Source organism: Mucilaginibacter aquatilis, from assembly GCF_009755275.1.
GTDB lineage: Bacteria > Bacteroidota > Bacteroidia > Sphingobacteriales > Sphingobacteriaceae > Mucilaginibacter > Mucilaginibacter aquatilis.
Genome location: NZ_WQLA01000003.1, coordinates 590,128 through 616,948 on the forward strand (window position 1 = coordinate 590,128; position 26,821 = coordinate 616,948).

At 44.8% G+C, this 26,821-nt stretch carries 24 protein-coding genes and 2 tRNA genes; 8 read left to right on the top strand and 18 right to left on the bottom strand.

The genetic code is table 11. The features are described from left to right. Window positions 1-4 precede the first annotated feature (4 nt). Genes GO816_RS10360 through GO816_RS10370 form a run of 3 tightly spaced genes read left to right on the top strand, consistent with a single transcriptional unit; the run spans window position 5 to window position 5,431 of the window. Entirely contained in the window at window positions 5-730 is a 726-nt protein-coding gene (locus tag GO816_RS10360) for an ImuA family protein (protein ID WP_157541811.1), read from the top strand. Next, window positions 723-2,225, top strand: a complete 1,503-nt coding sequence (locus tag GO816_RS10365) for a Y-family DNA polymerase (protein ID WP_157541812.1) — start codon at window positions 723-725, stop codon at window positions 2,223-2,225. The genes GO816_RS10360 and GO816_RS10365 overlap by 8 nt, the downstream gene beginning before the upstream one ends. Further along, on the top strand, window positions 2,222-5,431 hold the full coding sequence (locus GO816_RS10370; protein WP_157541814.1) for an error-prone DNA polymerase: 3,210 nt from the start codon (window positions 2,222-2,224) through the stop codon (window positions 5,429-5,431). Before GO816_RS10365 ends, GO816_RS10370 begins: the two co-directional genes overlap by 4 nt. Before the next feature lie 8 nt (window positions 5,432-5,439). Here the strand turns inward: GO816_RS10370 and GO816_RS10375 are convergent, their stop codons facing one another. The 3 genes from GO816_RS10375 to GO816_RS10380 form a co-directional block, all read right to left on the bottom strand. Next, a complete protein-coding gene (locus GO816_RS10375; RefSeq protein WP_157541817.1) occupies window positions 5,440-6,354 on the bottom strand; it encodes an SOS response-associated peptidase in 915 nt (304 codons plus the stop codon). Continuing rightward, complete coding sequence (locus GO816_RS18725; protein ID WP_198171486.1) at window positions 6,303-6,605, bottom strand: hypothetical protein; 303 nt, start codon at window positions 6,603-6,605, stop codon at window positions 6,303-6,305. Before GO816_RS18725 ends, GO816_RS10375 begins: the two co-directional genes overlap by 52 nt. 341 nt (window positions 6,606-6,946) lie before the next feature. Then, window positions 6,947-7,462, bottom strand: a complete 516-nt coding sequence (locus GO816_RS10380) for a hypothetical protein (protein WP_157541819.1) — start codon at window positions 7,460-7,462, stop codon at window positions 6,947-6,949. A 387-nt stretch (window positions 7,463-7,849) separates the two neighbouring features. Here GO816_RS10380 and GO816_RS10385 point away from each other — a divergent pair, with 387 nt between their 5' ends. Then, window positions 7,850-9,598: a hypothetical protein gene (locus GO816_RS10385; protein WP_157541820.1), complete on the top strand. Its 1,749-nt coding sequence runs from the start codon at window positions 7,850-7,852 to the stop codon at window positions 9,596-9,598. After that, on the top strand, window positions 9,598-12,711 hold the full coding sequence (locus GO816_RS10390) for an AAA family ATPase (RefSeq protein ID WP_157541823.1): 3,114 nt from the start codon (window positions 9,598-9,600) through the stop codon (window positions 12,709-12,711). The genes GO816_RS10385 and GO816_RS10390 overlap by 1 nt, the downstream gene beginning before the upstream one ends. Before the next feature lie 326 nt (window positions 12,712-13,037). Here GO816_RS10390 and mobC read toward each other — a convergent pair whose 3' ends face one another. The 11 genes from mobC to GO816_RS10445 form a co-directional block, all read right to left on the bottom strand. After that, window positions 13,038-14,930, bottom strand: a complete 1,893-nt coding sequence (gene mobC, locus GO816_RS10395; RefSeq protein ID WP_157541825.1) for a conjugal transfer protein MobC — start codon at window positions 14,928-14,930, stop codon at window positions 13,038-13,040. Window positions 14,931-14,932: 2 nt separating this feature from the next. After that, on the bottom strand, window positions 14,933-16,144 hold the full coding sequence (locus tag GO816_RS10400) for a relaxase/mobilization nuclease domain-containing protein (RefSeq protein ID WP_157541827.1): 1,212 nt from the start codon (window positions 16,142-16,144) through the stop codon (window positions 14,933-14,935). Next, window positions 16,111-16,521, bottom strand: a complete 411-nt coding sequence (locus GO816_RS10405; protein ID WP_157541829.1) for a plasmid mobilization protein — start codon at window positions 16,519-16,521, stop codon at window positions 16,111-16,113. The genes GO816_RS10400 and GO816_RS10405 overlap by 34 nt, the downstream gene beginning before the upstream one ends. A gap of 142 nt (window positions 16,522-16,663) precedes the next feature. Continuing rightward, on the bottom strand, window positions 16,664-16,945 hold the full coding sequence (locus GO816_RS10410) for a hypothetical protein (RefSeq protein ID WP_157541831.1): 282 nt from the start codon (window positions 16,943-16,945) through the stop codon (window positions 16,664-16,666). 158 nt (window positions 16,946-17,103) lie between these two features. Next, window positions 17,104-17,709 (bottom strand): ParA family protein, encoded by a 606-nt coding sequence (locus GO816_RS10415; RefSeq protein ID WP_157541833.1) that lies wholly within the window; start codon window positions 17,707-17,709, stop codon window positions 17,104-17,106. A 35-nt stretch (window positions 17,710-17,744) separates the two neighbouring features. Beyond that, window positions 17,745-18,053: a hypothetical protein gene (locus GO816_RS10420; RefSeq protein ID WP_157541835.1), complete on the bottom strand. Its 309-nt coding sequence runs from the start codon at window positions 18,051-18,053 to the stop codon at window positions 17,745-17,747. 50 nt (window positions 18,054-18,103) lie between these two features. Then, window positions 18,104-18,421: a helix-turn-helix domain-containing protein gene (locus tag GO816_RS10425; RefSeq protein ID WP_232336543.1), complete on the bottom strand. Its 318-nt coding sequence runs from the start codon at window positions 18,419-18,421 to the stop codon at window positions 18,104-18,106. Between the two features lie 397 nt (window positions 18,422-18,818). Beyond that, entirely contained in the window at window positions 18,819-19,181 is a 363-nt protein-coding gene (locus GO816_RS10430; protein WP_157541837.1) for an ORF6N domain-containing protein, read from the bottom strand. Then, window positions 19,178-20,218: a PDDEXK nuclease domain-containing protein gene (locus GO816_RS10435; protein WP_198171488.1), complete on the bottom strand. Its 1,041-nt coding sequence runs from the start codon at window positions 20,216-20,218 to the stop codon at window positions 19,178-19,180. Before GO816_RS10435 ends, GO816_RS10430 begins: the two co-directional genes overlap by 4 nt. Then, the gene (locus GO816_RS10440; protein ID WP_157541839.1) at window positions 20,218-21,507 is read right to left on the bottom strand and encodes a site-specific integrase; all 1,290 of its coding nucleotides are present in this window, start codon (window positions 21,505-21,507) and stop codon (window positions 20,218-20,220) included. Before GO816_RS10440 ends, GO816_RS10435 begins: the two co-directional genes overlap by 1 nt. Window positions 21,508-21,822: 315 nt before the next feature. After that, a tRNA-Ile gene (locus GO816_RS10445) sits at window positions 21,823-21,896 on the bottom strand. Window positions 21,897-21,969: 73 nt separating this feature from the next. Here GO816_RS10445 and GO816_RS10450 point away from each other — a divergent pair. Continuing rightward, the gene (locus GO816_RS10450; protein WP_157541840.1) at window positions 21,970-22,602 is read left to right on the top strand and encodes an HAD family hydrolase; all 633 of its coding nucleotides are present in this window, start codon (window positions 21,970-21,972) and stop codon (window positions 22,600-22,602) included. 45 nt (window positions 22,603-22,647) lie between these two features. Then, complete coding sequence (locus GO816_RS10455) at window positions 22,648-23,478, top strand: SDR family oxidoreductase (protein ID WP_157541842.1); 831 nt, start codon at window positions 22,648-22,650, stop codon at window positions 23,476-23,478. Here GO816_RS10455 and GO816_RS10460 read toward each other — a convergent pair. The 4 genes from GO816_RS10460 to GO816_RS10475 form a co-directional block, all read right to left on the bottom strand. Further along, complete coding sequence (locus GO816_RS10460) at window positions 23,462-24,622, bottom strand: GAF domain-containing protein (protein WP_157541844.1); 1,161 nt, start codon at window positions 24,620-24,622, stop codon at window positions 23,462-23,464. The two genes, GO816_RS10455 and GO816_RS10460, sit on opposite strands and share 17 nt — an antisense overlap. Window positions 24,623-24,746: 124 nt before the next feature. Continuing rightward, window positions 24,747-25,364 (bottom strand): peptide-methionine (S)-S-oxide reductase MsrA, encoded by a 618-nt coding sequence (gene msrA, locus GO816_RS10465; RefSeq protein ID WP_157541846.1) that lies wholly within the window; start codon window positions 25,362-25,364, stop codon window positions 24,747-24,749. Between the two features lie 67 nt (window positions 25,365-25,431). Then, window positions 25,432-25,683, bottom strand: a complete 252-nt coding sequence (locus GO816_RS10470) for a hypothetical protein (RefSeq protein WP_157541847.1) — start codon at window positions 25,681-25,683, stop codon at window positions 25,432-25,434. Between the two features lie 48 nt (window positions 25,684-25,731). Beyond that, window positions 25,732-26,553 (bottom strand): MOSC domain-containing protein, encoded by an 822-nt coding sequence (locus GO816_RS10475; protein WP_157541848.1) that lies wholly within the window; start codon window positions 26,551-26,553, stop codon window positions 25,732-25,734. Window positions 26,554-26,676: 123 nt separating this feature from the next. Here GO816_RS10475 and GO816_RS10480 point away from each other — a divergent pair. Next, window positions 26,677-26,750 (top strand) — tRNA-Arg (locus GO816_RS10480). Window positions 26,751-26,821: the final 71 nt, after the last annotated feature.

A 26,821-nucleotide genomic window follows, 5' to 3' on the forward strand; every position in this document is an offset into this window, starting at 1 on the left:
GATCATGTCGAGAACACGGGAAGCTATCATCGATAAACTCAAGCAGGATATTCTGCGCTGGGAAGGCTTCAGGCCTTCACCGGCTGGCACCAATAACGACATGGGCCTCGGCCCCTTGGCAGAGGCTTTTCCGGGCGGTATGTTTCCGACCGGGGTCATTCATGAATTTATTAGTCAAAGTCCTGAAGATACCGCCGCCAGTGGCGGCTTTATTGCAGGCCTGGTGCAAAAACTGTTAATTACGGGCGGTGCCTGTCTATGGGTCAGCTATACGCGCAGGATTTACCCTCCCGCTTTAAAGTTGTTCGGCGTCAATCCCGACCAGGTTGTCTTTGTGGATGTGCCCTTACAAAAAGATGTGCTTTGGGTAACAGAAGAGGCCTTAAAATGTGAAGGCGTGGCAACGGTGATCTGTGAAACCAAGGATTTGAGTTTTACAGAATCGCAACGCCTGCAACTGGCGGTTGAAAAAAGCCATGTTACCGGTTTCATTTTGCGTAAAGATGCAACCAAGATCAATACAACCGCCTGCGTAACACGCTGGCAGGTACGCCCTGTCCGTAGTAAATTAAGACGCGGTATGCCCGGCGTGGGTGTACCACGCTGGCAGGTCGACCTGCTCAAAGTGAGGAACGGCAAGCCCGGTCACTGGATCATTGAATGGACCAATCAAAATTTTAAAACCGTTTACGCTCCGGAAATTGCCGAACAAGCCCGCCGATATGCCTAAACGTTATGCGTCCATATGGTTCCGTCATTTACTGACAGACTGGAAGGCGATCCGCCAGCCCAGCCTTAGAGGCACGGCGTATGTTTTTGCTGAGCCTGACCATGGGCGTATGCTGATCACCGCAGCAACGGAAAAAGCGCGCGGCTACGGTGTAATCGAGGGTATGACCGTCGCGGATGCACGTGTGATCGCGCCCGATCTGGAAGTCTTTGATGGTAAGCCCGGTCACAATATAAAATTATTGACGGGATTAGCAGAATGGTGCCAGCGTTACACGCCACTGGTTCAACTCGACCCACCCGATGGCTTATTACTGGACGTCACCGGCTGTACGCATTTAAAGGGCGGTGAAAAAGCCTACCTGAAAGAGATCGCCGACCGCTTAAAAACCATTGGCTATACCATACGCCCTGCTATTGCCGACACCATAGGTGCCGCCTGGGGTGTGGCCCGTTGTGCAATCTCTGGTCTCATCGTCCCCGAAGGCATGCATCGTAATGCCTTAATGCCTTTGCCGCCATACGCTTTACGCTTGCCGGTTGATCAATTGCAAAGACTGCGAAATCTTGGACTGCATACCATCAGTACTTTTATTTATATGCCCGACACGGTTATCCGTCGTCGTTTTGGAAAAAGTATGGTATTGCGCCTTCACCAAGCCTTGGGACAGGAAGTCGAATACCTATTCCCGATCAAAGAGCCTGTGCCGTTCACGGAGCGGCTGGAATGTCTAGAACCTGTGAAAACCCGCTCTGCCATTGAAACCGGTTTGACCGATCTGTTGGAACGCCTATGTAAAAGGCTTTATCAGGAAGGTCTAGGCTTGCGTTCGGCTACCTTCACTTGGTACCGCATCGACGGAAAAAGCGGTAATATCACCATCGGTACCAACCAGTCCAATAACCGGGTAGAGCACCTTTTTAAACTATTCTTTATCAAGCTAGACAATGTCGCGCCAGGACTAGGCATTGAGCTGTTTACGCTGGCTGCAACGAAAACTGAGCCGATCAGTGACAAACAAAGTGAACTGTGGGCAGCTAAAGGTGGGACAGACAGTTCCGAAGTTGCAGAATTATTGGACCGCATAGCCGGACGAATCGGTAATGCTTATATTAACCGTTACCTTCCCGGCGAACATTACTGGCCGGAACGGACACCGCAAAAAGATACTGATCTAAAGAAAGCTGCTGAAAGTGAATGGCGCACTGATAAGCCAAGGCCAATTCAATTACTGGATAAACCTGAACGTATCCAGGCCATGGCGCTGACACCGGATTACCCACCTAAACAATTTACCTGGAAAGGGCAACAACATATCATTGTTGGCGCGGACGGACCTGAACGTATCGAACGGGAATGGTGGCTGGAACCGGGCGAGCACCGGGACTATTATATAGCGGAAGATGAAGCGGGCCGCCGCTACTGGCTTTTCCGTTCCGGTCATTACAATGCAGATAATAATCAGCACTGGTATTTACATGGATTTTTCGCATGAGCTACGTGGAACTGCATATGACCAGTAATTTCAGTTTCCGGCGCGGCGGCAGTCATCCCGAGGAACTGATCGACCAGGCCGCTGATCTGGGTTATGATGCTATCGGCCTGACCGACCGTAACACCTTTGCCGGCATGGTACGCGCCTACACGGTTGCTAAAGAACGCAATATCAAACTAATACCTGGTGTGCGGTTGGATTTATTGGATGGCCCAAGCTTGTTGGCTTATCCAACCGACAAACAAGCTTATGCCAGATTATCCGCCCTACTTACTTTAGGGAACCTGCGGGCTGAAAAAGAAAAATGCTTTATCACAAAAAAAGATGTTTACCACCATTCGGAGGGCAGCTATTTCATCATTATCCCTCCTGATAAGATCACACAGGATTTTGAGTTTGAACTGGTGTTTCATCATCATGTCAAGGAATACCAACAAAACCTGCCCAATCTCTTTTTAGCTGCCACTAAATACTACACGGGCGATGATGCCAAACGCTTATTCCTCCTGTCGGAATTAGGTGTTCCACTGGTTGCTACCAATGACGTACATTATCATTATCCTTCCCGCAGGGAATTGCAGGATGTCTTGACCTGCATCCGTGAGAAGTGCACCATTTTCGACGCGGGCTATAAGTTGCATCAGAATGCGGAGCGCCACTTGAAAGAAAAAAAGGAAATGGAGCGTTTGTTCCGTAACTATCCCGAAGCAATAAGCAACTCAAGGCTGATTGCCGATGCCTGTAATTTTGATCTCAAATCCCTTAAATATAAATACCCAAGTGAATTGACGAGTGAAGGCCGGACACCCATGCAGCAACTGGAGTACCTAACCTGGAAAGGCGCTAAAAACTTTTACAAAGGCGATATCCCAGCCAAAGTAAAAAAAGCCCTGATTGATGAACTGGAAACTATTGCCGAACTCGATGTGCCGGATTACTTTCTGACCGTAGAAGATTACGTCACCTGGGCACGTAACCAGAACATCCTTTGTCAGGGTCGCGGCTCGGCTGCGAATTCGGCGGTCTGTTTTGTCCTCGGAATTACATCCGTAGCACCCGATAAATCCAACCTGCTGTTTGCCCGGTTCTTATCTAAGGAACGAAACGAACCGCCTGATATAGATGTGGATTTTGAGCATGAGCGCAGAGAAGAAGTTATTCAATACGTCTACAATCGTTTTGGCCGGGATCGGGCTGCGATATTACCGACGGTATTCATGCTGCACTATAAAGGGGCTGTCAATGATGTCTCCCGGGCTATGGGGCTTTCGGTAGATACCACAAAAATATTATCAGACGCTTTCGGTGACCTGTCAGATGAAGAGATCACGCCTGACCAGGTTGAAAAATTAGGCTTGAATCCCGGTGATCCGCATTTGCTAAAAGTGATCGAATTGACGTCATTACTGATTGGTTTCCCCCGTCAGTTAGGCCAGCATACCGGTGGCTTTGTTATCACAGATGGCAAGTTGAGCGACCTGTGCCCGATATTCCATGCCCGCATGGAAAACCGCACCAATATCGAGTGGAACAAGGATGATATCGACGCGCTCGGTTTTATGAAGGTCGATATCCTGGCCCTCGGCATGCTCACCTGCATCCGCAAAGCTTTTGACCTGATCCAACTCCATTATAACGAAACCTGGACACTCGCCACTATCCCGCAGGACGACCCCAAAGTTTATGAAATGATCACTGCCGCTGACACGCTGGGCGTTTTCCAGATCGAGAGCCGTGCACAGATGTCGATGCTTCCCCGTATGAAACCCAAGTGCTTTTATGACCTGGTGATCGAAGTAGCTATCGTTCGTCCCGGGCCGATACAGGGTGACATGGTACATCCCTATATCCGCAGGCGTAATGGCGAAGAAGCGGTTGATTATCCCAACGATGAGATCAAGGGGATACTAGAACGTACGCTTGGAGTACCGTTATTCCAGGAGCAAGCCATGGAGCTAGCTATCGTCGCCGCAGGGTTCACACCGGGAGAAGCCGACCTCTTGAGAAGAACCATGGCCACCTTCAAGTTCAATGGTATGGTCAGCAAGTTTGAGCACAAACTCATCAATGGCATGAAGTCCCGTGGCTACAGTGAAGACTATGCCCGCCGCATTTTTAAACAACTCGAAGGCTTCGGCAGCTATGGTTTCCCTGAAAGCCATGCCGCCAGTTTCGCCTTACTGGTGTATGTTTCCTGCTGGTTGAAATATTATTATCCGGAAGTATTTGCAGCCGCGTTGCTCAATAGCCAGCCGATGGGTTTTTACCAGCCCGCCCAAATTGTGCGTAATGCCCGTGAACACGGCGTGAAAGTACTTCCCATCGATGTCAATCATTCTAATTGGGATAATACCTTGGAGGCTAAACAAGGCCAATACTTCGCGATGCGCTTAGGCTTACGGGAAATTACAGGTATCCGCCAGGAAGAAATGGAAAAGCTAGTTGCTTGCAGAACCAAGCCCTATACTGAAGTGCACCAGCTTTGCGATGCCGGTGTAAGTGTGGCTACCATGGAAAGACTGGCCAATGCCGATGCTTTTCGTTCTATGGGACTTGACAGACGTCGCGCTTTATGGGAGGTTTCAGCATTGCATGACCGGCCCATACAACTCATGCAAGGTCAACAATCAGAAAGCATTCACGAGCCTGAAGTGAAACTTCCTGAACTTCGCTTATCTGAACATGTCGTACAGGACTATGCCACGACAGGGCTATCCATCAAGGGCCACCCGCTCAATTTCATCCGTCATACACTGGACCTGTTGCATATCAAGACTGCTAGAGACGCTAACAATACCGAAAACAAAAAGCTCATCAAAACAGCGGGACTAATCCTGATTAGGCAACGACCCGGCACCGCCAAAGGCGTTTGCTTCATTACACTCGAAGATGAAACAGGCACAACCAACCTCGTGGTCTTCCCCAAACTGTTCGACAAATACCGCAAAGAAATTTTACATGCCAGGCTGTTGATGGTGGAAGGTGTGGTCGAGCGGACAGAAGTTACACATATCATCGTTCGCCGTGTATTCAACATCACCAAACTATTAGGCGATTTAACCGATACCAAAAACGAACAGCAACCAGTATTGACTTTATCGCGCGCAGATGAAAAGGCATCACCGTTCATTCCAATGGACAAGCCGTTAAAAACGCTTGATAATGAAGCAGCCGATTACCTGCACAAGGGCAGGAATTTTAAATAGTGGGAAAATCAATTAAACAAGTTGCCTTGGCGACCTCCGTCCGCTAGCTGGAAAGCCTTAATTTCAGTGCGTTCGGCACCCGCCAACACAGGTTCCAAATCGTCCGGCCAATGATTGAACTGTAGTTCTTCGGCCTCATATAAATAGGTCGTATCGATCGGTGCCAATTCCTCAAAGTCGCGCGGTGTTGCTTCTTTAGCGGTGCGGTAATCAGGATCAATGGTGCAAAATTCCAGCAAGCGGGAAGGAATCTGCGTACGAGCGATAATACTTAAGCGTTCTTCAGAAGGTTTCTCCAATAACCACTCATAAGCCAGATCGTCTGTCAGTATGGTTGGCATTCTCAGCTTCGTGTTGTGCACCTGTTTCATTAGTGCGTTTGCCTCCGTAATTCCTATGGCTACGGTGTTGACAAACTGACTCGTTTCCGGGTCTAGCCATTCATTATATAAACCGGGCATAAAAAAGTATTCCTGCCCCTTTACTGTAATGTAATATGGGTACTTGATCGTCTCTTTCAAAGGCTGGCCCTTCTTGCCAATCTTCGGCACATGACGGCTTTCAACAATGCCAGTTGACAGTACCAGGCAACGGCGGTTTTTTGCTGCAGATGACCACATCGACTTTTTACCGTCTTCTTTCAGGAATAAGTTTTCTGATTTGAAGTTCAGCGTAGTGTACTTAGCCCGGAAGATATTCGCTTCCGCCCGTGTTTTGACAAAGCCTGGTACATAGCCCCATTCAGCCTGTACGATCTCGAAGTCTTTGCCGTCTTCGGAAGGAATTAATATCGCGCAGGGCGCATAATTAAACCCATTATGAACGCCGACATTCAGAAAATTATAATTCCGAACCGCTTTCTCCAGATTCTTTAATCGAATAAGCTCGGAGCGGCTAACTTTTTGTCCGTTGTAGTAACACATGCTTGGTTCCTCCTGTATTCACGAAAATACGCAGCAATTACCTTGCCTGCAAATTCCGCTTCCTCATGACGACCTTCAGGCAAAGAAGCCCAAAACTTGGTGTCGTCATCTCTAGTGGCGATGGTTATGTTCAGAGGCTTACGGCGATCACCGTAAATGATATGGAAAACCCGGGTAGATTTTATAGTATGCGTGCTGACCTGGCAAATACTGCCATCCAATTCAATATCAAACACCTTAGGGTCATTCATATACAAATTTTACTAAAATATTTAGTATTTGCAAGTGGTATTTGATTTCAACAATTTTTTGATATAAAAAACCTACCATAAACTTGTTGCACGAAATAGTTAATTTTTAATCCAGTCAGGGGTGGGTAGCATACCCATTTCGAACTTTTTCCTGCCTTATTTGAAAAAAATCGCCGATTCTGGTTTTTAGCCGATATGGGGTTAATTTTTTACTTATTTCATTGTGGTTATAATCAACTTAAAAAAACTAAGGTTAATTTATTTACCACTACTCGCTGGTATCGTTACCATAATTAACGAGGAAATAATTTAAACTTGGAAAAACTAAAAGAAAATATTAATTATAATAAATTACGTTTGTTAATAAACTTTTGCCAATCCATCCAAGCATTTTTTAATATAATTTCGGCCTTGCCAACGTACTTACTATGACTATCCCTCACATAGGCCTTGTATGAAACTGATGTAGGATCATTTACCATGAATATTATTTTATCAGGGTCATTAGGATCTACTGAAGTATGAGATCCTGAATTGCATTGCATTATGACCTCATCTATATCTACAAACCTACCAGACCGGCTGGTTGTTAAAACCGCATGTTTACTTTTATTAGCAATATCGGCCGTATATTGTAAATACTTTTTACTGTCAACGAAAGTTTCAACATCATTTTTGTTTTTGCCGAGTGTCGTCATTCTTAGTTTTAGCTGATCTTTAAAACTCCAGAGTTTGATTGCCAAATCTCTTAATTCTGAAGTCTTTTCTTGGATAGATTTACAATTGAAGTTCCATTTAACAATATCATTTTTACCATAATATTCTACAAAAGTTCCCGGCTGCGTGTTCTCCTCCAACTTCGCGAGTGACCTCTTAATATCCTCACATAGTACAAAAAGCTGATGATTATTCAAATTGCTATAACTATAAAAACAAAATTATTAAATATATCAATGATATGCTTGAAAAAAACTTTCCCAACCGATTGCACCTTTGGTGGTGGACAAATTACTTATAAACGCACCGCTTCATTTCGATATGCGTAGGATAGCAGAAATAGACCTGGTTTGAAAAACAGGACAAAAGATAGGGCTTTGTGCTAGTCTGGTATTAATTTGACTTGAGTAAATTGAAGATACCCGGTAACCTAACACCATATAATCCAATCACTGGTAATGTTAGCATAAGCAAATTTTGTTTCCGGAATCTCATCGCTTATCTTTATCTGCCTTATCCGCGCCTATATGCCTGAATTTGATGAAAACTTCTGGAACGCCGATGGCCGTCAACTCAATAAGCCGACGCTGAGTTGCTTGGTACAGGACCCCGCTTTATATACAACACTGCTGTTCCAGGTGCGCGAAGATATTTCGTACAACAATCACGGTATCTGGATGACCGACGGCGAACGAGCCGCAGCAAAGTTTCATGGTTTTTTTGACTTGGCTCTCGCTGAAAGGGCGGCGCTGGCAGTAACGCCTGAATATTCTTGTCCCTGGACGGTAATCGGTGAACGCATAAAAAATGATCGCCTATGCCCAGCTGGCGATCTCTGGATTGTTGGTGCGCAATCGATTACGGCAGAAGAATTGGATACTTTTATTGAAGGCCATCCCGAAGTAACCTGGATCTGCGAAGACGATCTAATCAATCAGCACCGCGGGGATGGGCAATTCTTTGATCCTGTTTGCCTAGTACTGGAAACAACGGATTACGCAGGTCAGCCCCGAAAAGTGGTTATAGTACAATTCAAAAATCTGTTCTTTGGCGGCGGTGACTTTATTTGGGAAAGGGATAACCTAATAAGAGGGGCAAAGTTCTACGTCTTGTCTAATCGTGTATCTTCTGTCCGACTGGTTACCCAAATATGTTCAGACGCATTGCTGGGCATCAATTATAATGAAGTAGCGGATGGTTACTTCTTAAACACACCTTTGTTGATCGTCCATATACAGCTCAATCAGCGGCCTTTTCAAACCAATTACAAAAACTATCGTAACTTATTATTCGCCGCTGGTGGAAAGGATTCGGCCAGGGAAGTGCTCTGTTTGAACTGGGGCCGGGGCGTCAATATAGACGGCCACCCGGATTGGAATGTTTACGGAGGTTCCGCGTTCTATGTCAAAACCGATCAGTTGCAGCTTAGTGATGCCCGGATCGATGAAAATCATTTGCTGGGTCTTTATTATAACCATTGGCCTAACCGGCGTAGCCATATTTATTTCCTAGGATATCAGGAGCAAGTCTTTCGGCTGCGCAACACTAAGACTTCGCAGCTAGCTGCCGATCCGGCGCAAATGCGACGCACTGGACCACAATTGACAGGCCTGTACACTTGGGACAATGGCTGGCAAGCGGCGGCAGTAGCTGACGATGGTTTTGGTACTTTATGTAACCTACTCGAACCAGATGCGGGCGACATTTCCTGCTTAAGGGATCAACCCAGTGCGATCGCAGTTGAACGCCTGCTTGAATTGACCCTCGGTACGCTCGACCCAGCGCCGGATTGGCACCACCCGGCCAAGCTCAGCGCCTTTCAGGTGGGCGACGACGAGTTTACGAACCGCACCAACTTTACTCATGACCCTTCGGCTGTACAAACCGCAAAAAGGGAGGAACGCCTGATGAATTACGGCTTTTTAAAGCACACGATACTGGGCAATGCGGATAATCTTCCCCCAGGTCTAAAAGACGCCATATTAGAATACGAGCCGTCTGGTGGAGCGATTAATCGTCACTTGTTGAACTTGCGTTCAGAGAGTCAGCCGGAAAGAAAAGCGACCGGCATTTACCTGGGACTGGTGCCCGCCTATAAAGCAGCGGCGGTTCGTGACCGCGTGGTCAACCTGTTTACCGGTGGGCAGCAGGGTAAACAGGTGCTAGTATGGTATCTCGCACAGGGCGGTTTGATCACCCAAGTACCGCAACTCGTACCGGAGATAGCTGACAACACCACGAAACCTACCAATTCCTACAAAAAAACAAAAAGCTGATGGCCATCCTCGAATCTCTTAAACAATATTTCGGCGCAGAGAACGTAGTGCTTCCATCGGAGCGCACCGACCTTTTTTGCTGCTATAAAACAAGCACCAACGGATCTGTTTACCAGATTAACTACGTGGATTGCAGTGATGCTTGGTTACAGGCTGGGCTGGAAGCCTATTTCGAAGATCGACTGGCGGAGCGATATTATACTTCTGAGCCGTTTTTACAGTGGAACTTTTATTATTACTTTATTGCTGACGAAACGCTGCTGCGAAAACATGCAGATATTAAACGCATGGTTGAAAACAACGAGGCTTTCGCCCGGAAATTCGTGCTTACCGAAGCAGACTTGCTGGAGCGCTTCCGGAAAGCCGGACGGATCGGCCAGCAGGGAGGACATTTGGACGGGGGCGATCTCTATACTGAATGGTTAGACTATCTGCGGACAGAAGGACTCAGCTTTGTATTTGATGAACAAAATTATCCCAATTATAAAAGCTGGGTAGACCAATACGTTGAAGGTCGACCGTTCCTCACACCGACAGATCATACATCTGGCAACGCAACCGGAGCGGCACCGCATGTACGACAGCTTAGACACCTGCAAATCAGCCAATTCCGCTCCCTTCCAGCTACCCGACATTTCCGATTTGGCAAGGTTAACCTGGTCAGCGGTGCAAACGCGAGCGGCAAGACCTCGTTCTTTGATACGCTTGAGTTCTGCCTAACCGGTAAAGCCAAAGGCGCGGACGGTGATGGTTACCGGCTAGCGCTCGACACGACTGATGGCATTACTTTGCCCTATCCGGATACGGCCGCCGTTTACCGCCAGCGAGACGTTACCTGGTATAAGAGCGTAAACACGCGGGGCCATAATCTTTCCGGAAATTTTAATAAGTTCAATTATTTTTCGAGCGATGCCGCTTTTGTGCTCAAGACCGAGGACGACCGCGGAGAGAACTTAATCGAGCGGACAATCACCGATATTGCTGTAGGCAGAGAGATCAACCGCCTGGAAGAGCGCGTGACGGAGTTCCGTTCACGCTTTGACGCACAGCGCGACACCTTGCAAAAATCAGAAAGGCAAATCCGCGACGAGCTGAACAAACTCGCCCGCAATATGGAAGAGGTCAGGGCTTCCTCGACCGATAGTAGCGCCTTCCGGGCATCAGTGAAAGAGTATCTTGAAACCCACGGCTGGCAGATCAACGAAGCGCCAGATGAAAACTATATCGCAGAGATTGCTGCTGCGCTGGAACTGGTCAATCACGCTTACGATGATATGGTGTTTAACCTGCCGCGTTCCGGGGAGGAAAGTCCGGTGCAAATCGCCGCCGCCATCGAAAGCCTGTCGCTTAAGGCCAATACATTAACACTGTTTCGTGAGGAACACGACGCAGCCCAGCGATTGAACGAGCAATTACAGGGCGCCATGCATCAACTGAACGAGTTGGCTGATTTTGCTGCCGGTCTTAAGGATTATTTTGCGGACCCTGATCTGGCATTGCTCCAGGGGATTGGTCTAGCAATACAGGAAGCTGAAGCCAGGGTGATATTATTACAGAAAGCAGGGGAATGCCTGAGCGGCCTTCAGACATTCTTAACCTCACAACCGGCCGGCACCGGTACGCAAACCCTGTTCGAATATGGCGAGCAGCAAATGAACCGACGACAGCAGGCAGAAACGAACCGGCAGGCCGCTGCAGCGATCGCTGAAACGCTCCGCCAGAGCGTCGATCAGCTTACCACGCTGATTGCTGACATCAAGCGCCTCGGTGCAGATTTCCTAGATATTACCCCAGCAGCCAACCATTGCCCTTTGTGCGATACGCCTTTGCTGCACGACGTGCTGGCCGAAAGGATTCGCGCGACAGCGGCGAATTTTGGTGATCCAGCACTTTACCAGCAACGTCAGGAAGAGATTCGCCGGTATGAGCGGGTAATAGCCGATGCCGACCGGGTATTGGAGGCGATTGACCGCTTTGAAACGCTGATCCCCCATAATTACCTTGACGCAGTATCAGAACGGAGCCTCGATGAACTCAGCAAATTTTGGGAAAACGAAACAGACATGCTTCCCGTTGCGCGCACGGAACTGAGTCGACTGCGCGGAGTAAAGGAACGGTTTGAGGTCACGGGCTTGTCTTTTAGCCACTTGCGGCAAGTGCGTGAAGCGCTGCTGACCCGCTTTAACGTGGAAGTGCAAAATGAGGCCGATCTCAGCAATGTACTGGCGATAATCGAGCGTCAAGCCGAATCGCTCAACGGGCAGTTCCGTAAACAAAGCGAACTGATCGAGCGCTTACGTGAACGCGGTGCTGCGATCTTCGATTCCTTATACCCGGATGAAGAAGCCCTGATGGCTGGTATCCGGAAATGGAACGGCGCCCAGGCGGCATTGACCACGATTCGCAGTAAAGTGGCGGTGGCTGACAATCTTTCCGTGACCAGAATCCACCAGGACGTTTTGGGACTAACCAGCGTATTTACGACATATAAAGATAACTGGTATGCGCAGAAAACGCGGACCGAAGCAATGGAACTGATTACTCGGTCGCGCCAGAATGTTGATGAGCGGCTCCGTTCAAACCAGATGATGGCCACGCGGGTTAATTCGATTATCATAAAACTGGATTATCTGCTGAATGAACGCAGCAAAACGCGGTACCTAGCGGATTTTATTGCGGCCAATAAGCAGGAGATTGTGAGTATCTTCCGGCAAATCCATTCTCCGTTAGAATTTGAGGATATCAGTTTCGCGGAAAACAAGGTGAGGCTGAAAGATCAATTGGGTTTCTGGCATACGATCAACCAGGTGAGCACCGGTCAGCGGACAGCAGTCGCGCTTAGCCTGTTTTTGAGTTTAAATAAAAAATTGCCTTGCGGACCGGACATTATCTTGATGGATGACCCGGTAACTTATGTCGATGACTTGAACACGCTTTCCTTTTTTGATTATCTGCGCGAACTGGTTGAGCAATCCGGGCGGCAACTCTTTTTTGCAACCGCGAATAGCGATATAGCTTTCTTGTTTGCGCAGAAGTTCAGGTATCTTGGAACTGAGGAATTCCAGCATTTCGCCTTTACCCGAACAGAACAAAACGCAGCACCACTTATTTAAAGTTGTGGCGTTTATCAATTAGCCTGTGTTATTGCGAGCAGGTTCATTGATATAATAGTTGAAATTCATATTTGGATCAAGACTGAACGTCTCTTGATGTTGATGAAATCACTTTTATGGCAACTGATGGTAGGATAGTGTGGGGCCGAAAAGGCTATATCTGGCCGGATAATCAGCCTTGTAATGTACTCGACTTTAAGAAAGCGATGCTGATAGATTTAAATATATTTCTCCGCGGGTTCCACCTTTGGTGTTGGAAACTGGGATCGAACCATGGCGATGAAATACGTATTGGCTTACGCTCCCGAGCCGTAAAACAGCTATCATTACGCCGTAACATTGGATATAATTTCCGCTACATCTGACTTAATTTTAAAGTAATTACTAATAATCTCATTCTGGGTCACATTTCTCGCTTTTGGGATTGCATAATGATGTCGTTCTTCATTGGCAATTGCCTCGTGATCGTTTTGAATACTGCTATTAAACATTTTCAAGTCAATTTTATTGGTTGGGTCATCCGCTACTATGCCAACGAATTCACCGGATGATAAAGCAGCAATTTTAGAAGCAGGTATTGCATACTCCAATTGCGTCGACCGACTGACTGATGTATCTGTGGCATTAATTGATACGCTTTCTTTTTGCTGATTGATCTTGCCAAAACGTTCCGAAAGCTGCTTAGCGGTATCGCCGGTGACTTGTCCACAGATGATATTGCCGACTATGTTCATTATGACCTCGGCCTGTTCGCGGCCATAGTCTTTCTTTAATTGGGAATAATCCTGCACGGCCAGGGTAACCGCTACTTTATTCGAACGGGCGGTCGCTATCAGGTTATCTATACCATTGAAGTAAATGGTCGGGAACTCATCAAAGATCAAACTGCATTTTTGCTGGTGCTTCCGGTTCACCAGTTTATTGATCCTGTTCACATACAGTGAAAGGACGGCGCCATAGGTCTGTGACTTTTGCGGGTTGTTGGCGAGGCAGACCACTTTAGGATCATCAGGATTGTTGATGTCAAGCGAAAAATCGTTACCGCTCAGCACGTAGTATAGTTGGGGAGAACTTAACCTTGCCAAACTGATCTTAGCACTTGCGATCTGACCTTCCAACTGCTCAAAAGCCTCATTTTTCCAGGCGGAAATAAAGGGATTGATCAAGACCTCGATCTCAGGTTCATTCGTCAGCAATGCGAAAAGCTTCTTGTAATCAACAAGCGATAATTCGACCACATGCGGTAGGGTGCAATACCGGCCGCCCTCGTATTTTTTTAAGAACCAGATCAGTGCAGTCACAAAGTTGATCGGTGATTCCACGAAGAAATCGCCCTGCTTTTTGATCCACTCACGATTCAAGCCCAGCATGATTGTCCGGGCGGCTTCCATAGCATCCGTAATATCCAGCATTGTTTCCGGTTCGAGCGGATTACTACGGTGCATGATCTTTTCGAAATTGATGACAAAAAACGATCGGCCACGATGTTCTCTCAGTGCGTTGTAAGCGATCTTCGAAAGATCATCATACTTAAAGTCATAAATCAACATGGCAAAGCCTTTGGCAATGTGCTGCATGATGAGATGCCGGATGACAAAGTATGATTTACCCGCGCCGGGGCTGCCGCCAACAAGCGTGCCCCTGAACGGATTGATAATATTTATCCAACTTTTCCGCTCTTTGCCCTTTAACTGATATTTGGCTGGCAGGTTGATGGAATATTCATTTTCCAGCAAGCGTTCTTCTTGCGGAAACGTTTCGTTCTCTTTGTTAAAAATGTCCTGGCCTAACTTCAGCTTGAGCATGCGGAATAATAGGCCACCACCGGTCATGAATAAAATATAACCAAAAGTCGCAGCACCTATATAAAGCCAGGGGAAATGCAGTAAATAACTGCTCAAAAAGTAAAGGAGCAAGCCCGTTACGCAATAGGTAATGACGGTCTTAGGCCTGATCTTTTCGTCGCGCTTACCTTTACTACCGACGAGCGACACTACCAATAGCAATAGTGCGCTGAGTTTAGCGGTCAGCATCGTCTTGAATATCGGCATGCGTGCCAGGGGCAATAAAACCTGATCAGTGATCCGGTGTACCAATTCCAGTTCTTTGAAGGCACCGTAACAGGCCAAATAGAAATGAATCATCAGTATGGTTATACTTAGCAGCCTGGTAAAATCAATGATTTTCCGCAAGGCCTGTTCGTTTTCTCCGGTTTGCATAATTATAGATTTAGTCCTTTACGTTTCTTTCTTTTGAATTTGTTTAGTGCGGCAAGGTCTTGTTGCTCGGCTTCAAACAGTACATCCAATAATTGGCTTCGGATGCTTTGACCGTGATCGGTTGCCGTTGGTGACCAATCGTCCGTCTGTGTTTGCCTGTTTTGTTTTGGTTCCGGCAGTAACTTGGTTGCCAGTTGGTTTGCACTATACGTTTTGCCAAGGTCGCTGCCATTGAATACGGCCTTGTTATTCTTATCAATGAACGTAACACCATAAAGCCGCCCTTCTTCATTTCTGCGCAGAATGATCTGGACGCCCTTTGCCCAAAGTTGTTTTTGAAGTTGCTGTGCGGTCAGCGGATGCTTTAGCATCTCATCAAGTACTTTGATCAGGTTTTTTTTAAAGGGCTTCCGTAGTGTGGCATTCAATTTAAAGCGTTCCTCCAAGGCTTTCAGCGTTGGCTTGCCATAGATACTGCTGGCTTTGATGGGTACGCCAATCTTGTTGCCTTTACTATCGAGCATCCAATACATTAAGCCAGACCGCGCATACATACGACTGTCTTTGCTGCCCTGGTCGGCAGCAATATGGTATTGTTGCAGCACCGCATTTAATTCCGGGAGGCTGGTAAACTTATAGGTGCGGACAACATAACCAAGGATGTTTGTAATAGATCGTTTAGTTTCTTCCTGACCATAATCGGCTGCTTTTACCCCGGCTTTCATGTCAGGCTTTTGCAGTTTTTGATCTTCCGCTTTGGTCAGTTGGTATTTGACCTCGATTTCCTTACGTGCCTTTTCTGATTGGTTCTGCCCTAAGTAATGCAGGCTGATCCGCTCCCCATCAGATTTGATGTTGGTTGTGACAATATGAATATGCGGATGTCCGGCGTCCTCGTGGCGATAGACAAGGTACGGCTGTCCATCAAAGCCGATGCCTATCATATAGTCCTGCGTGATCTGTTGCAGCCTGTCATCAGACAATCGCTCACCGTTCGGAAAATTTAAAGAGATATGAACAGTATTGGTTTTTGTCCGCTCGTTACCGGCAGCCAGGTCGGTCAGCCGCAATAGCTTATCATGAAAATTTAGTTTGTCCATATCTTTTGAGTATCGAACAGCCGCAATCAGTTTCGCGGTGCCCTTTGCAACCTTCCGTTCATTGTAGTTCAATGCGCCGATCAGGCTTTTACCGCTTTTAATTTTTGCGACCATACCTCTGCATAATTGTTCATGCGATCCCTGATCTGTAGGATAGCAGGCTCCAGTTTACCATTGACCACATTCAGTAAATTCATCCAAAGCCGGGCATCGGCATGGCCGTGTGTGGCATTAATGCTTCGCATGGCCTGATTGAGATTGTTACCGATGGCATTCAACTCCTGGCGCAGGTTGACCATTTCTTCCAAAAGATCATCCATAGATTTATCCCTGTAGAATACCGTCACTGGTTTGTTGAGCAGCACGCTCCGCACATACTCGCTGAGTTTGCGGAAACGTGTTTTCTTGAATCTGTTATTGATCAGATCGTATTCCGCCTGCTTGAACCTTGTCAGCAACACCCGTGTTAATTTATCTTCTGCTGTTCCCATTTTCCTTGTCTTTAAAAAGCCGACTTCGGAGCGCTTTTTGCCAGACCGCGGCCGACTTTGGAGGCAGGGGCAAGATCCGTTTGTATTACAAACGTACATCTTGCTGACTGCTGCAAAGCGGGCAGTCTAGTCCTGCTATTAGTTATTCATTGGCTTTTTTTGAAATTTCTTCCGGCTTCGCCTTATGGCTCAGGTAAAGTTCAAGCGCCTGTATATTGATGTCTTTAAGGGATTCATCATGTTCCAGTCCGAATATTTTAAGCCGCTTTAAAAGGCCTTTGGGTATCCGGTTATTGAACTGTACGTCCGGCTCATTCGGAACAGGTGCTGCTTTGACCGGGATCACCGCCTGGATAGGTGTAGCCGGTCGCTCTTGTTTGAGTTTATCAGCCAAATTGCCGAGCTTATTTTTATAGTTTTCCATTTGCTATCATGATAGTTTGTTAGCACCCGTTGGGTCGTTTGCTAGCTTGATAGTTTTCTATCAACCTCAGCTAGTTTGATAACTTGCTATGACGATAGCTTGCTAAGTTGCTAGGGTCTTAGTTTGCGATCTTGCTAGCTTTTTAGTTAAATAAAAAGCTATGATGCTATCCGCTCAACAACCTCTTCTGTCAGTGCCATGAGTTCTTCCTTGGCCCGCTTGTCGGTGCTATTTAAGATACCGGCCGTCATCGATGAACGCGCGATACTTACCCGGTCATGCACTCTTGTTTTCAGCAATGGCGTGTCCATGCTTTGCAGAAGGTCAGCCACATCCTGGGTGATCCCAGCGCGCGGCTTAACCATGTTGAGTACGATGCCCGATCTCAAGTGCGGCGCTTTGCGCTGCGCTTCCCGGATCAATGCCAGCGTAGAACGAATAGCCATCACATCAAAGAAGCCGGCTTTGGTCGGTACCAGGATAAAATCTGATTGCAGGAATAGTTCCGGCAGTTTATTGGATAAATAAGGTGGCGTATCGATGATAATGAGATCATAGGCCAATTGTTGAAGATCCGGCAATTGGTCAATGCCAATGATCTCCAGATCAGGAAAATCTTGCCGGATATGATATAAACTTCCCTGTAAGTCGGTATCTACAAGGGCTACTGATAACTGGTCCTGGAAACATAAAGCCAGGTTGATCGCTAAAGTGCTTTTTCCTACGCCCCCTTTTTGATGGGCTATGGTGATGATCTTTGCCATAATGCTATTTTTGCTATGTGTATAGAATGCTACGTTCATAGCAGCGCGTTCTCACGCTGCCTTCTTTTGAGCTTTCGTTCCTGCTCATAATTAAATATCCATTCCCCGGCCAGCAACTTCCAGTTGCGGTAAGGTGTCCCTTTGGGGCTGCACCAATCTGCTTTTTCGTAATAGCTATAAAATATGCCTGCCTGCGCGGCAAGTCCTTTCTGATCAAAATAAATGTCAACCAGGATCTTTTGCGGCGGCATATCGGTGCCGAAGCCTTTTTGCTGAATAGGTTCTGCTTTACGATCTTCTATAGGAAGCCTTTTAGCTTTTCGTTTGGGTGTTGGAAATAACATAGGTAACATTTATGGCCGGGCACCCATATACAGGCCCGGCCGATGAAACATCAGGCGCTTTTGTTCGTGGACATCATATAGGTGATATCCTCATAATCATAATAAATAGAGCCGCCTATTTTAGTAAATGGCAATACGCCGCTATCCCGCAGCGATTGCAGGAAGCCATGAGAGATGCCGAGTAACTTTTTGACTTCAGCAGATTTAAGCCATTTTTTACCGGGTACGCCGCTGGCGCATTCTTTAATGATGCGCTTAACCTCCTGGAGCATGTCATTTTTGAAATCCTCCAGGTCGCCAAGAGTTAATATCTGGTTCCGGGTTGGAACCATGCCCATTCTTGACCTTTGTTCAATTGTTTTATCCATAACATAATTTTTAAAGGACTTCAAAATTCGGGAACGGAAAAATCAAAAAATGACAACTTTGGGGTAGGTGGAGTTATTTTAGGGTATGAAAAGATCAGAATGGATCAAAACGAACAGCAATAAAAAAGGTGTCACAAATTGTGACACCTGCTAAATAATTTGAGTCGCCTTAAATCAAATTTCAAATGCGATATGAAGCTGGCCTCCCAAGCCCTTTTCTACAATTGTTCGTAGACTGGATATGTGAACTTCCCCAATGCTGTTTTCTGTTTAATGATGTGATATTTGGGTAAGCCACATTTATCGGCCAATTGCTGTTGGGTCACGTTTTGTGCAGATCGCGCTTTACGGATCATAGCGGGTATTTGGTTTATATCTACAATAGCTTCCATAATAATTACCGATTTATATTTTTTGCGATTTGAAAGAACCCGTTAATAATTTCGATACTGATCTTAACGGCGACATCGCTTTTGATGACGCCAGAAGCCATCAGCAGCCCGGCTTCTGTAAATACCAGCGGTATTTGACCTCCACCAATTCTGAGCGAAGAACCAGCCTGGCGTTCTAATTGCAGCCATTCTTCTGATGTAGGTGTAAACAAGAAATCGGGCGGGAACCGCCGTTTGTTTCTGCTTACAGCCCGCCTCAAAACTCCAAGGTTGATTTGAAACAGTGCCGCTACATCTTCGTCGATCATTACCTTTTGTCCCCTTAACCAGTAAACTTGGTTAAGGGGTTGTTGATCTTGCCCGCTCATAACAATTGCTTTTTAAGTTCATCCTTGCTGGGCAAATAGAGCTTGTACTCCCGGCTGAAAATTTGTTCGTTATCAAGCGGTAATGTAAACTCTACCACCGCTTTGTTGTCCTCTTTACAAAGGATGATACCGATCGTAGGGTTCTCGTCTGGTTGCTTTATTTTGCGATCATAGTAGTTGACATACATCTGCATTTGCCCGATATCCTGATGCGTAAGTTTACCGATCTTTAAGTCGATCAATACAAAGCATTTCAGTAAGCGGTTGTAAAAGCTTAGATCAATATAAAAATGGTCGCCTTCCAAACTGATGCGGCGTTGCCTGCCCTCAAAAAGAAAGCCTTTTCCCAGTTCCAACATAAAGTGTTCAAGTTTGTTGATGATGGCGGTTTCAAGGTCGTTTTCTGAATAGCGGTGATCTTCGTTAATATCCAGGAACTCCAGTATGACCGGGCTTTTTAAAATATCGGTTGAGCGTTCGATGATTTGACCTTCTTCGGCGAGTTTTTTCACGCCATCTTTATCACGACTTAAGGCCAGTCGTTCATAGTAAGATGTGTTAATCTGCCGTTGCAGTTCCCGGACTGACCAATTGTTTCGGGAGGTTTCCAACTCATAAAATTTTCGTTCCTGATCATTCTTGATCTTCAGTAAGGTTACATAATGTGACCAGCTCAAATTCAGGCCGGTCGGCAAATTCCGCAACAGTGTTGCGGAATTTGTTTCGGGGTTCTCAGAATTACGAGACAGTGTCTCGTAATTTCGATAAGCCATATAAAACAGTCTCATGTACTGGAGGTTGTCTACAGAATAACCGCGTCCAAATACAGCAGTCAGATGCTGACTTAACTTAAACATTGTATTAGTACCGTATTCAGCATAGGACGTGCCGCCTTGCTCATCTTCAACGATCATCCGGCCAATTTGAAAATAGGTTAGGACCATCGTGGAATTTACTTGTTTGACTACGCTTGATCTCGCGTTTTCGATCAGCTCCTGGACCGATCGAAATAGCTGTTGTTGTTCTGCAGGCATCATTAGCTTACTCTTTTTAAGTGAGAATTAGTGTTCGCTTTTCGGTTCGCTTTGCGCTTTGGCGCGTCCGGTTCAAGTTTTTCCCGCAGAACGTGCATATCCTCGCTGATTTTTTTAAGCAGTACGCGGGCGTAGATCTGCGTGGTAGCGATCTTGGTGTGGCCCATCATTTTGCTTACGGTTTCGATCGGCACATTATTGGCCAGGGTGATGGTGGTGGCGAAAGTATGCCGGGCAACTCCGAACGTGAGCTTCTTTTTGATGCCGACGATCTTCGCGATCTCTTTCAGGTAGACGTTGACCTTTTGGTTGGTGATGGTCGGAAATATTCTATTTAAAGAAACTGATCTCGGGTTATCCTTATATTTATACATGATCGACAACGCCGGGGCCAGTAACGGTAGATTTGTCGCCTCATTACTTTTTTGACGGAACAGTTTTAGCCATTTTTCTCCGTCCTCACCACGCACAACATTGCCCTCGTTTAAATTCATTAAATCAATGAAAGAAAGGCCAGTGTAGCAGGCGAACAGGAAATAATCCCTTATGGCTTCCAGTGTATCGGATGCCAGTTGATAATTTTCGAGCATCTTAAGTTCATTGGCCGATAAGAACGCCGTCTCAACCTTTTTATAGCGGAACTTATAGTTTTTAAACGGGTCTTTGTGAATCCACTGAAGTTTAAATGCCAATGTGGTCATTTTACGCAGGCGTATCAGATGCTTCATTACGCCATTGTTATTCAATGGTTGGAAGTGGTCTGCCGGTTTGTGGTTACGCAAATAGGTCTCAAAATCTATAATGAATTTATAATCAATCTCGTGAATTCGGATATCCGTAGTATTGCGCTTCTCTTTGAGAAATCTCTCCAGATACCGCCTGGTCACGGCGTAATGTTTCAATGTACTCCAGGTTAACGCAGCAGATGCGGTATCATAATGGTAATCCATCAGTTTGCTGAGCGAATAGGTTTCTTCTGTCTCTTCGCCGAGAAACATGGCCTTTAATAGTTGAGGAGTGACTTCTTTACCCGCTATCTGTAATTGCTGGTAATAAGTAGTGATCGTAAACTTTACCTGTTCCAGGTAAGCGTTGGTGTCTTTAGCTTCGGGCACCTTGATCTTCAGGCCTCCTTTGCCTTTGTCCCAGTTTTCGACCTTGACGTAATGCTTCAGCGCAAAATGGATCCGGTCTTTGTTGATCGTGATACAGACGTAAACATTGGTTACTCCGTCCTTTACTTTGTCCTTTTTGATGGTGAAATGCACACCAAACGACTGCGATGTTCTCATCTTTTAACAGTTTTTAAGTGAATAAATGATTAATTACCGCCCGAAATCGCCTGTTTTCGGGGTGCAGGAAAGGGTGCAGGAATAAAAAATTTTCAGTCTTTTTGAGTACTTTATAGTCTATTTTTAACGACTTAACTAACTGAAAAACAAATCCTTAACTCTTAAATGCGCCCCAAATCTAAAAACTAATTTCGGGGTGCCGGATTGGGGTTCTAAAGGCTGTATTCGTAAGGACTGAAAAGGATTGAAATAAAACAAAAAACCCTCTAAATCAATGACTTAGAGGGTTTCGTACTTCGCCGGAAGTACTACCGGTGCGCCCACCTGGGCTCGAACCAGGGACCAAAAGATTATGAGTCTTCTACTCTAACCGACTGAGCTATAGGCGCAGCTTTTTTTGTGTTCCCGTTTTGTTTGCGGGTGTGCAAATTTAGATATTTGTGGCAAATACCCAAACTTTAAATGAAAAATATAAAAAACATCATTTTCGACTATGGCAATGTGATATTTAGTATCAATTTCGTTAGGGTTCAGCAGTCACTTAAAGATTTAGGAATCAAAGATGTAGAAGTGTTTTTTGGCCATTTGCAACAAGATCCGGTTTTTGATGCTTTTGATCGAGGGCAGATTACTTCCGCGCAATTCAGAGATAAAATTCGAGAGAAAGCCGGTGACGAGGACTTGACGGATGATCAGATTGATGCCGCCTGGAACAGTATTTTGATAGGCATTGCCGATGGAAACCACGATCTGCTACTTAAGTTGAAAGACAAATACCGTACTTTTTTACTTAGTAATATAAATGATATTCACTATCAATTTATCATGAAGTATTTGAAGGATGTATTTGAGTTCGACGGTAATGATCATCTTTTTGAAAAAGTTTACTATTCGCACTTTACAGGTAAGCGGAAACCCGAACAAGCTATTTTTGAGCAGGTTTTATTTGAGAATGGCTTGAATGCATCAGAAACCTTATTCATAGATGATAGTCCACAACATTTGAGAGGTGCAGAAAAGTTAGGCATACGAACTTATTTGATGAAACAGCCCGACACAATACAAGACTTTGTAAAGCGTGAGGGTTTGCTGTAATAGCTTACAATCTACGTAAATTTACACTTTAACTTTTAAGCTTTAATGAAATATATCAGCATTTTAGGTTGCGGATGGTATGGCCTTCCATTAGCAAAAGCCCTTTGTAAACAAGGTTATGTTGTAAAGGGTTCAACCACAACCCCGTCCAAAATTGAAGTGCTAAATAGCGAAGGTATCAATCCATTTGTAATTGATTTAAATGGCGATAACGTACCTGCTGACAGTGATTTTTTTAATTGCGATTTACTTATCATTAGCATCCCTCCCAAGCTTAGAAAAGGTGAACACGAGCAGTATTTAAGTAAGATTAAATCATTGGTCAATGCAATTCAAACTAAATTAATAAAGAGTATTATATTCATCAGTTCCACCGGTGTTTATCCTGAAGTAAACGGAGAATTGAGCGAGCTCAGCGATATCGAGCCTGATACTCTTTCCGGAAAAACGTTATTATCTGCCGAAAATATATTACGTGATGCCCTGGCCGATAAGTTAACTGTCATCCGTTTTGCCGGGCTTGTTGGGCCTGGCAGAAACCCAGGACGATTTTTTGCTGGTAAAGAAAATATAGCTAATGGCCAGGCTCCGATAAACTTAATTCATCTTGATGATTGTATTGAGATTACTATGGCGATTATAAGCAACAACTTGTACGGTTACACGATTAATGCCTGTACACCTCATCATCCTACCAAAAGCGATTTTTATACCAAGGCCGCTGCTAATGTGAACCTTCCCCTCCCCCAATTTAAAGATGAATTAGAAGGCTGGAAAATTATCAAGTGCGTCAAAATTGAAGAGTTGCTTAACTATCAATTCAAAGTGAATGATTGGAACGATTATCTGAAAACTGATTCTAGCAAGATCCTTTAGTTTCGGGAATAATTTCCCTGGTTTCCTTAATAGTAGACTCGGACTCGTGCACAATAGTTTTTATCTTGTTATCAAGTTCGTGTACCGTAGTTTCAATCATCCTATAAAAGACGTTTTCAGTGTAACTCTCATCAAGCTTTATAACCTCTAGCAAGCCTAATAGCGATGCCACCGGCCGGCGCAATTCATGTGATTGAATGGTGGCTATTCGTTGCAATGCCGCGTTTTGTTCTTCAATTTGCATGGCATGCAGTTTTTGAGTGGTTATATCAGCAGCGTTTATAGCAACGCCGGTAACAATGCCGTCATTATTAAAAACAGGCCTAAAGCTAATTGACAACCAGCAGGAAGTTGGCGAGTCATGATTTATTTGCCATTCAACTTCAACAACCTTTCCATCAAGCGCTTCTTTTATTTGATTTGCTGTTTGAGTAGTAAGCAGTTGGTTGGTAATATTTAGCAAATGAGCGCCTACTCTTAAATCCTTTTCGTACTTGTTTTTTATATAATTATAGGCAGCCTTGTTAAAGGCCAGCACTTCCATTTTGCGCCCTATAAGTATATGGATATCCTTTGTACTATCAAAAATTGCTTTAAGCTTAAGTTCTGAATCCTCAAAGGCTTTGTTATGTTGCTGATTGAGCAAGCTTTGCTCTAGCAAGCTTTGCATACTCCAGTTAAGCTCAATTAAGTTCAAAACCTGCCTGCTCAACGTCTTAAGTGTTCTAATTTGTAAATCCGTCAATTTTGATGGCTTCACATCGAGCACACAAAGCGTACCTACGGCATGTCCGTCAAATGTAACTAAAGGTGCACCTGCATAAAATTTTATATGAGGCTCATTTTTCACAACAGGCAAATCAGCAAAACGATCATCCTTTGAAGCATCAGGTACAACCAACACATCAGTTTGACTGATGGTCTCGTTGCAAAAAGACAGCTCCCGTTCATTGCATGTTAAGTCGCCAACGCCCAATGAAGCTTTAAACCATTGCATTTTATCATCAACAAGGGTAACAAGCGCAACCGGCACTTTGCATATACCGGCAATCAACTCAACCAATTCGTTCAAATCGGTCTTAATGCCGGCATCAAGGTTATTAAAACGGTTAACTGCCCTTAAACGTTCAAACTCATTACTCATTATCTATTCTCTGATACTGTGGTTTACAGCGTATAAATTTATACTTATTATTTAAATAAAAAAGCTATATCAAACTTCATTAAATAAAAATAAACGGCTGTAATCCACAATAGAATGAGGCAGATTATTGTTTGAGCTTTTGCTTAAATACTTTTTCCAGTTTATCAACCTTTGGCAAAATTACCATGCGGCAATAGGGTTGACTACCATTTAGTTTAAAGTAATTTTGATGGTAGTTTTCAGCAACGTAGAAGTTTTTAAACGGCTCAATAGCAGTAACGATCGGGTCTGGAAAAGCCTTTTGTTTGTTTAGTTCTGCTTTATAAGTATTAGCAAGAGCCTTTTGCTGCTCATTGTGATAAAAAATTATCGATCGGTATTGAGTACCTACATCTGCACCCTGTTTGTTAAGAGTTGTAGGGTCGTGCATTTTCCAAAAAATTTCAAGCAGTTCTTTATAGGAAATAACACTCGGCTGAAAGGTTACCTGCACAACTTCAGCATGACCTGTGGTGCCCGAACATACAGCTTCGTAGGTTGGATTTTTTACACTACCGCCTGCATAACCCGATTCAACTTTGGTAACACCTTTCAGGCGCTGAAAAATGGCTTCTGAACACCAAAAGCATCCCATGCCAAAAGTTGCTTTTTCAGTAGCTGGCTTTGAGCCTTGAGCTATTGACACGGCTTGTACTGCCATGGCTAAAACCAGTGTAAGTAATACAGTTTTTATTTTACGCATAACATTAAATACGTAACTCTCTACCGTTTTAGTTTTAGCATTAGCCGGTATGACTTTAAACTGATAATTAGCTGTTATAAGCTTTCTCGCCTATTTCATGGCCAAGGTGTTGTATTTGGCTGGCGTCTAACAAAAGGCCTGCATGAGCATGGGGCTCATAAATCCAGATATTGTGCTCGTTTTTAAAAATACAGCCACACAGCTCATCGCAATAGTATAAATCAAATACGTTAGCTTCTTCAGATTTTTCACGGCGTTGAACCTTAACAGCAATGGCATGGTCCTTTTTGGGTATTTCTATTTCAAATACATTTTGCATAACTCTATAACCCTCGAAACCGTACTTGGTTTATGGCAACTAAAAACTTTATTCAAAAATAAGTCCTTCGCCTACTTCGTGCTCGAAAATCTCATCACCTACTTTTATAACTCCTGTTCCATTATGAATCAAATTTTGGCCAAACATTACTTTCTTATTTACTTTTCTATAGCTCGCCAAAGTTTTCAACGGTTCAGGGCCTGTAATAGCAGTGCTGGGGTCAACATTAATCATTACGCAGCGTGCGCATGGTTTAACTCCGTAAAAGTTGACTTGATCAACCGAAAAGTGTTGTAATATATCTTCGTAATAGGCCCCCGTATCAGTAATCACAATATTTGGTCTGAAGCGGTTAATATCAATCTTTTCACTAAGTCTTCCATTCAAGTCTTTTAACGATGCCTCGCTGACCAATAGCATTGGGTAGCCGTCTGCAAAGGAAGTCATATGCTCCGGGCTGGCATAACGTTCATCCACCTGCCGCGTTTGGCTATCGGCCATGTAAACTAACCTGCATTTTATCTCTAAATGTTTGGTAAACCACGCGTCCCCTTCCTCGCATACATACGTCCCTGAGCATAGGTCATCCCAAACTTGCAGGTTAACTTCTTCGGTAGTTTGCGGTAAATATGGAATCATAATACTCTCCCCGCTTGGCTTATGGGTAACCTGTAATCCGTTGACTTTGAGCGCAACATCAAACAAACACATTTGCGGATACTTTCGCTGGGAAAGGAATTGCAGCCGGTCATCAATAAGCATCCATCTGCGGTCAAACTCAAGTCCGCGACTGGTTACATTTGATTGTTGCAATGCAATACCACCCAAGGATTTTATTGGGTAAATATATAACTGACTAATATGAGCCATTAATTGATTTTTACATCCAAATATAAATGATTTATAAGCCGAATTGCGCGGCAGCAAAATTACCAAAATAACATTTTGCCAATTTCAATTCAATTATGCATATTTGCACCTCCAAAAATAAGAGGTCCCGTAGCTCAGCTGGATAGAGCAACTGCCTTCTAAGCAGTAGGTCTTTGGTTCGAATCCAAACGGGATCACAACAGGTGATCTTTTCACCACCCGAAACCCCTTAAATAGCTTATTTAAGGGGTTTTTTCATTAATTATCC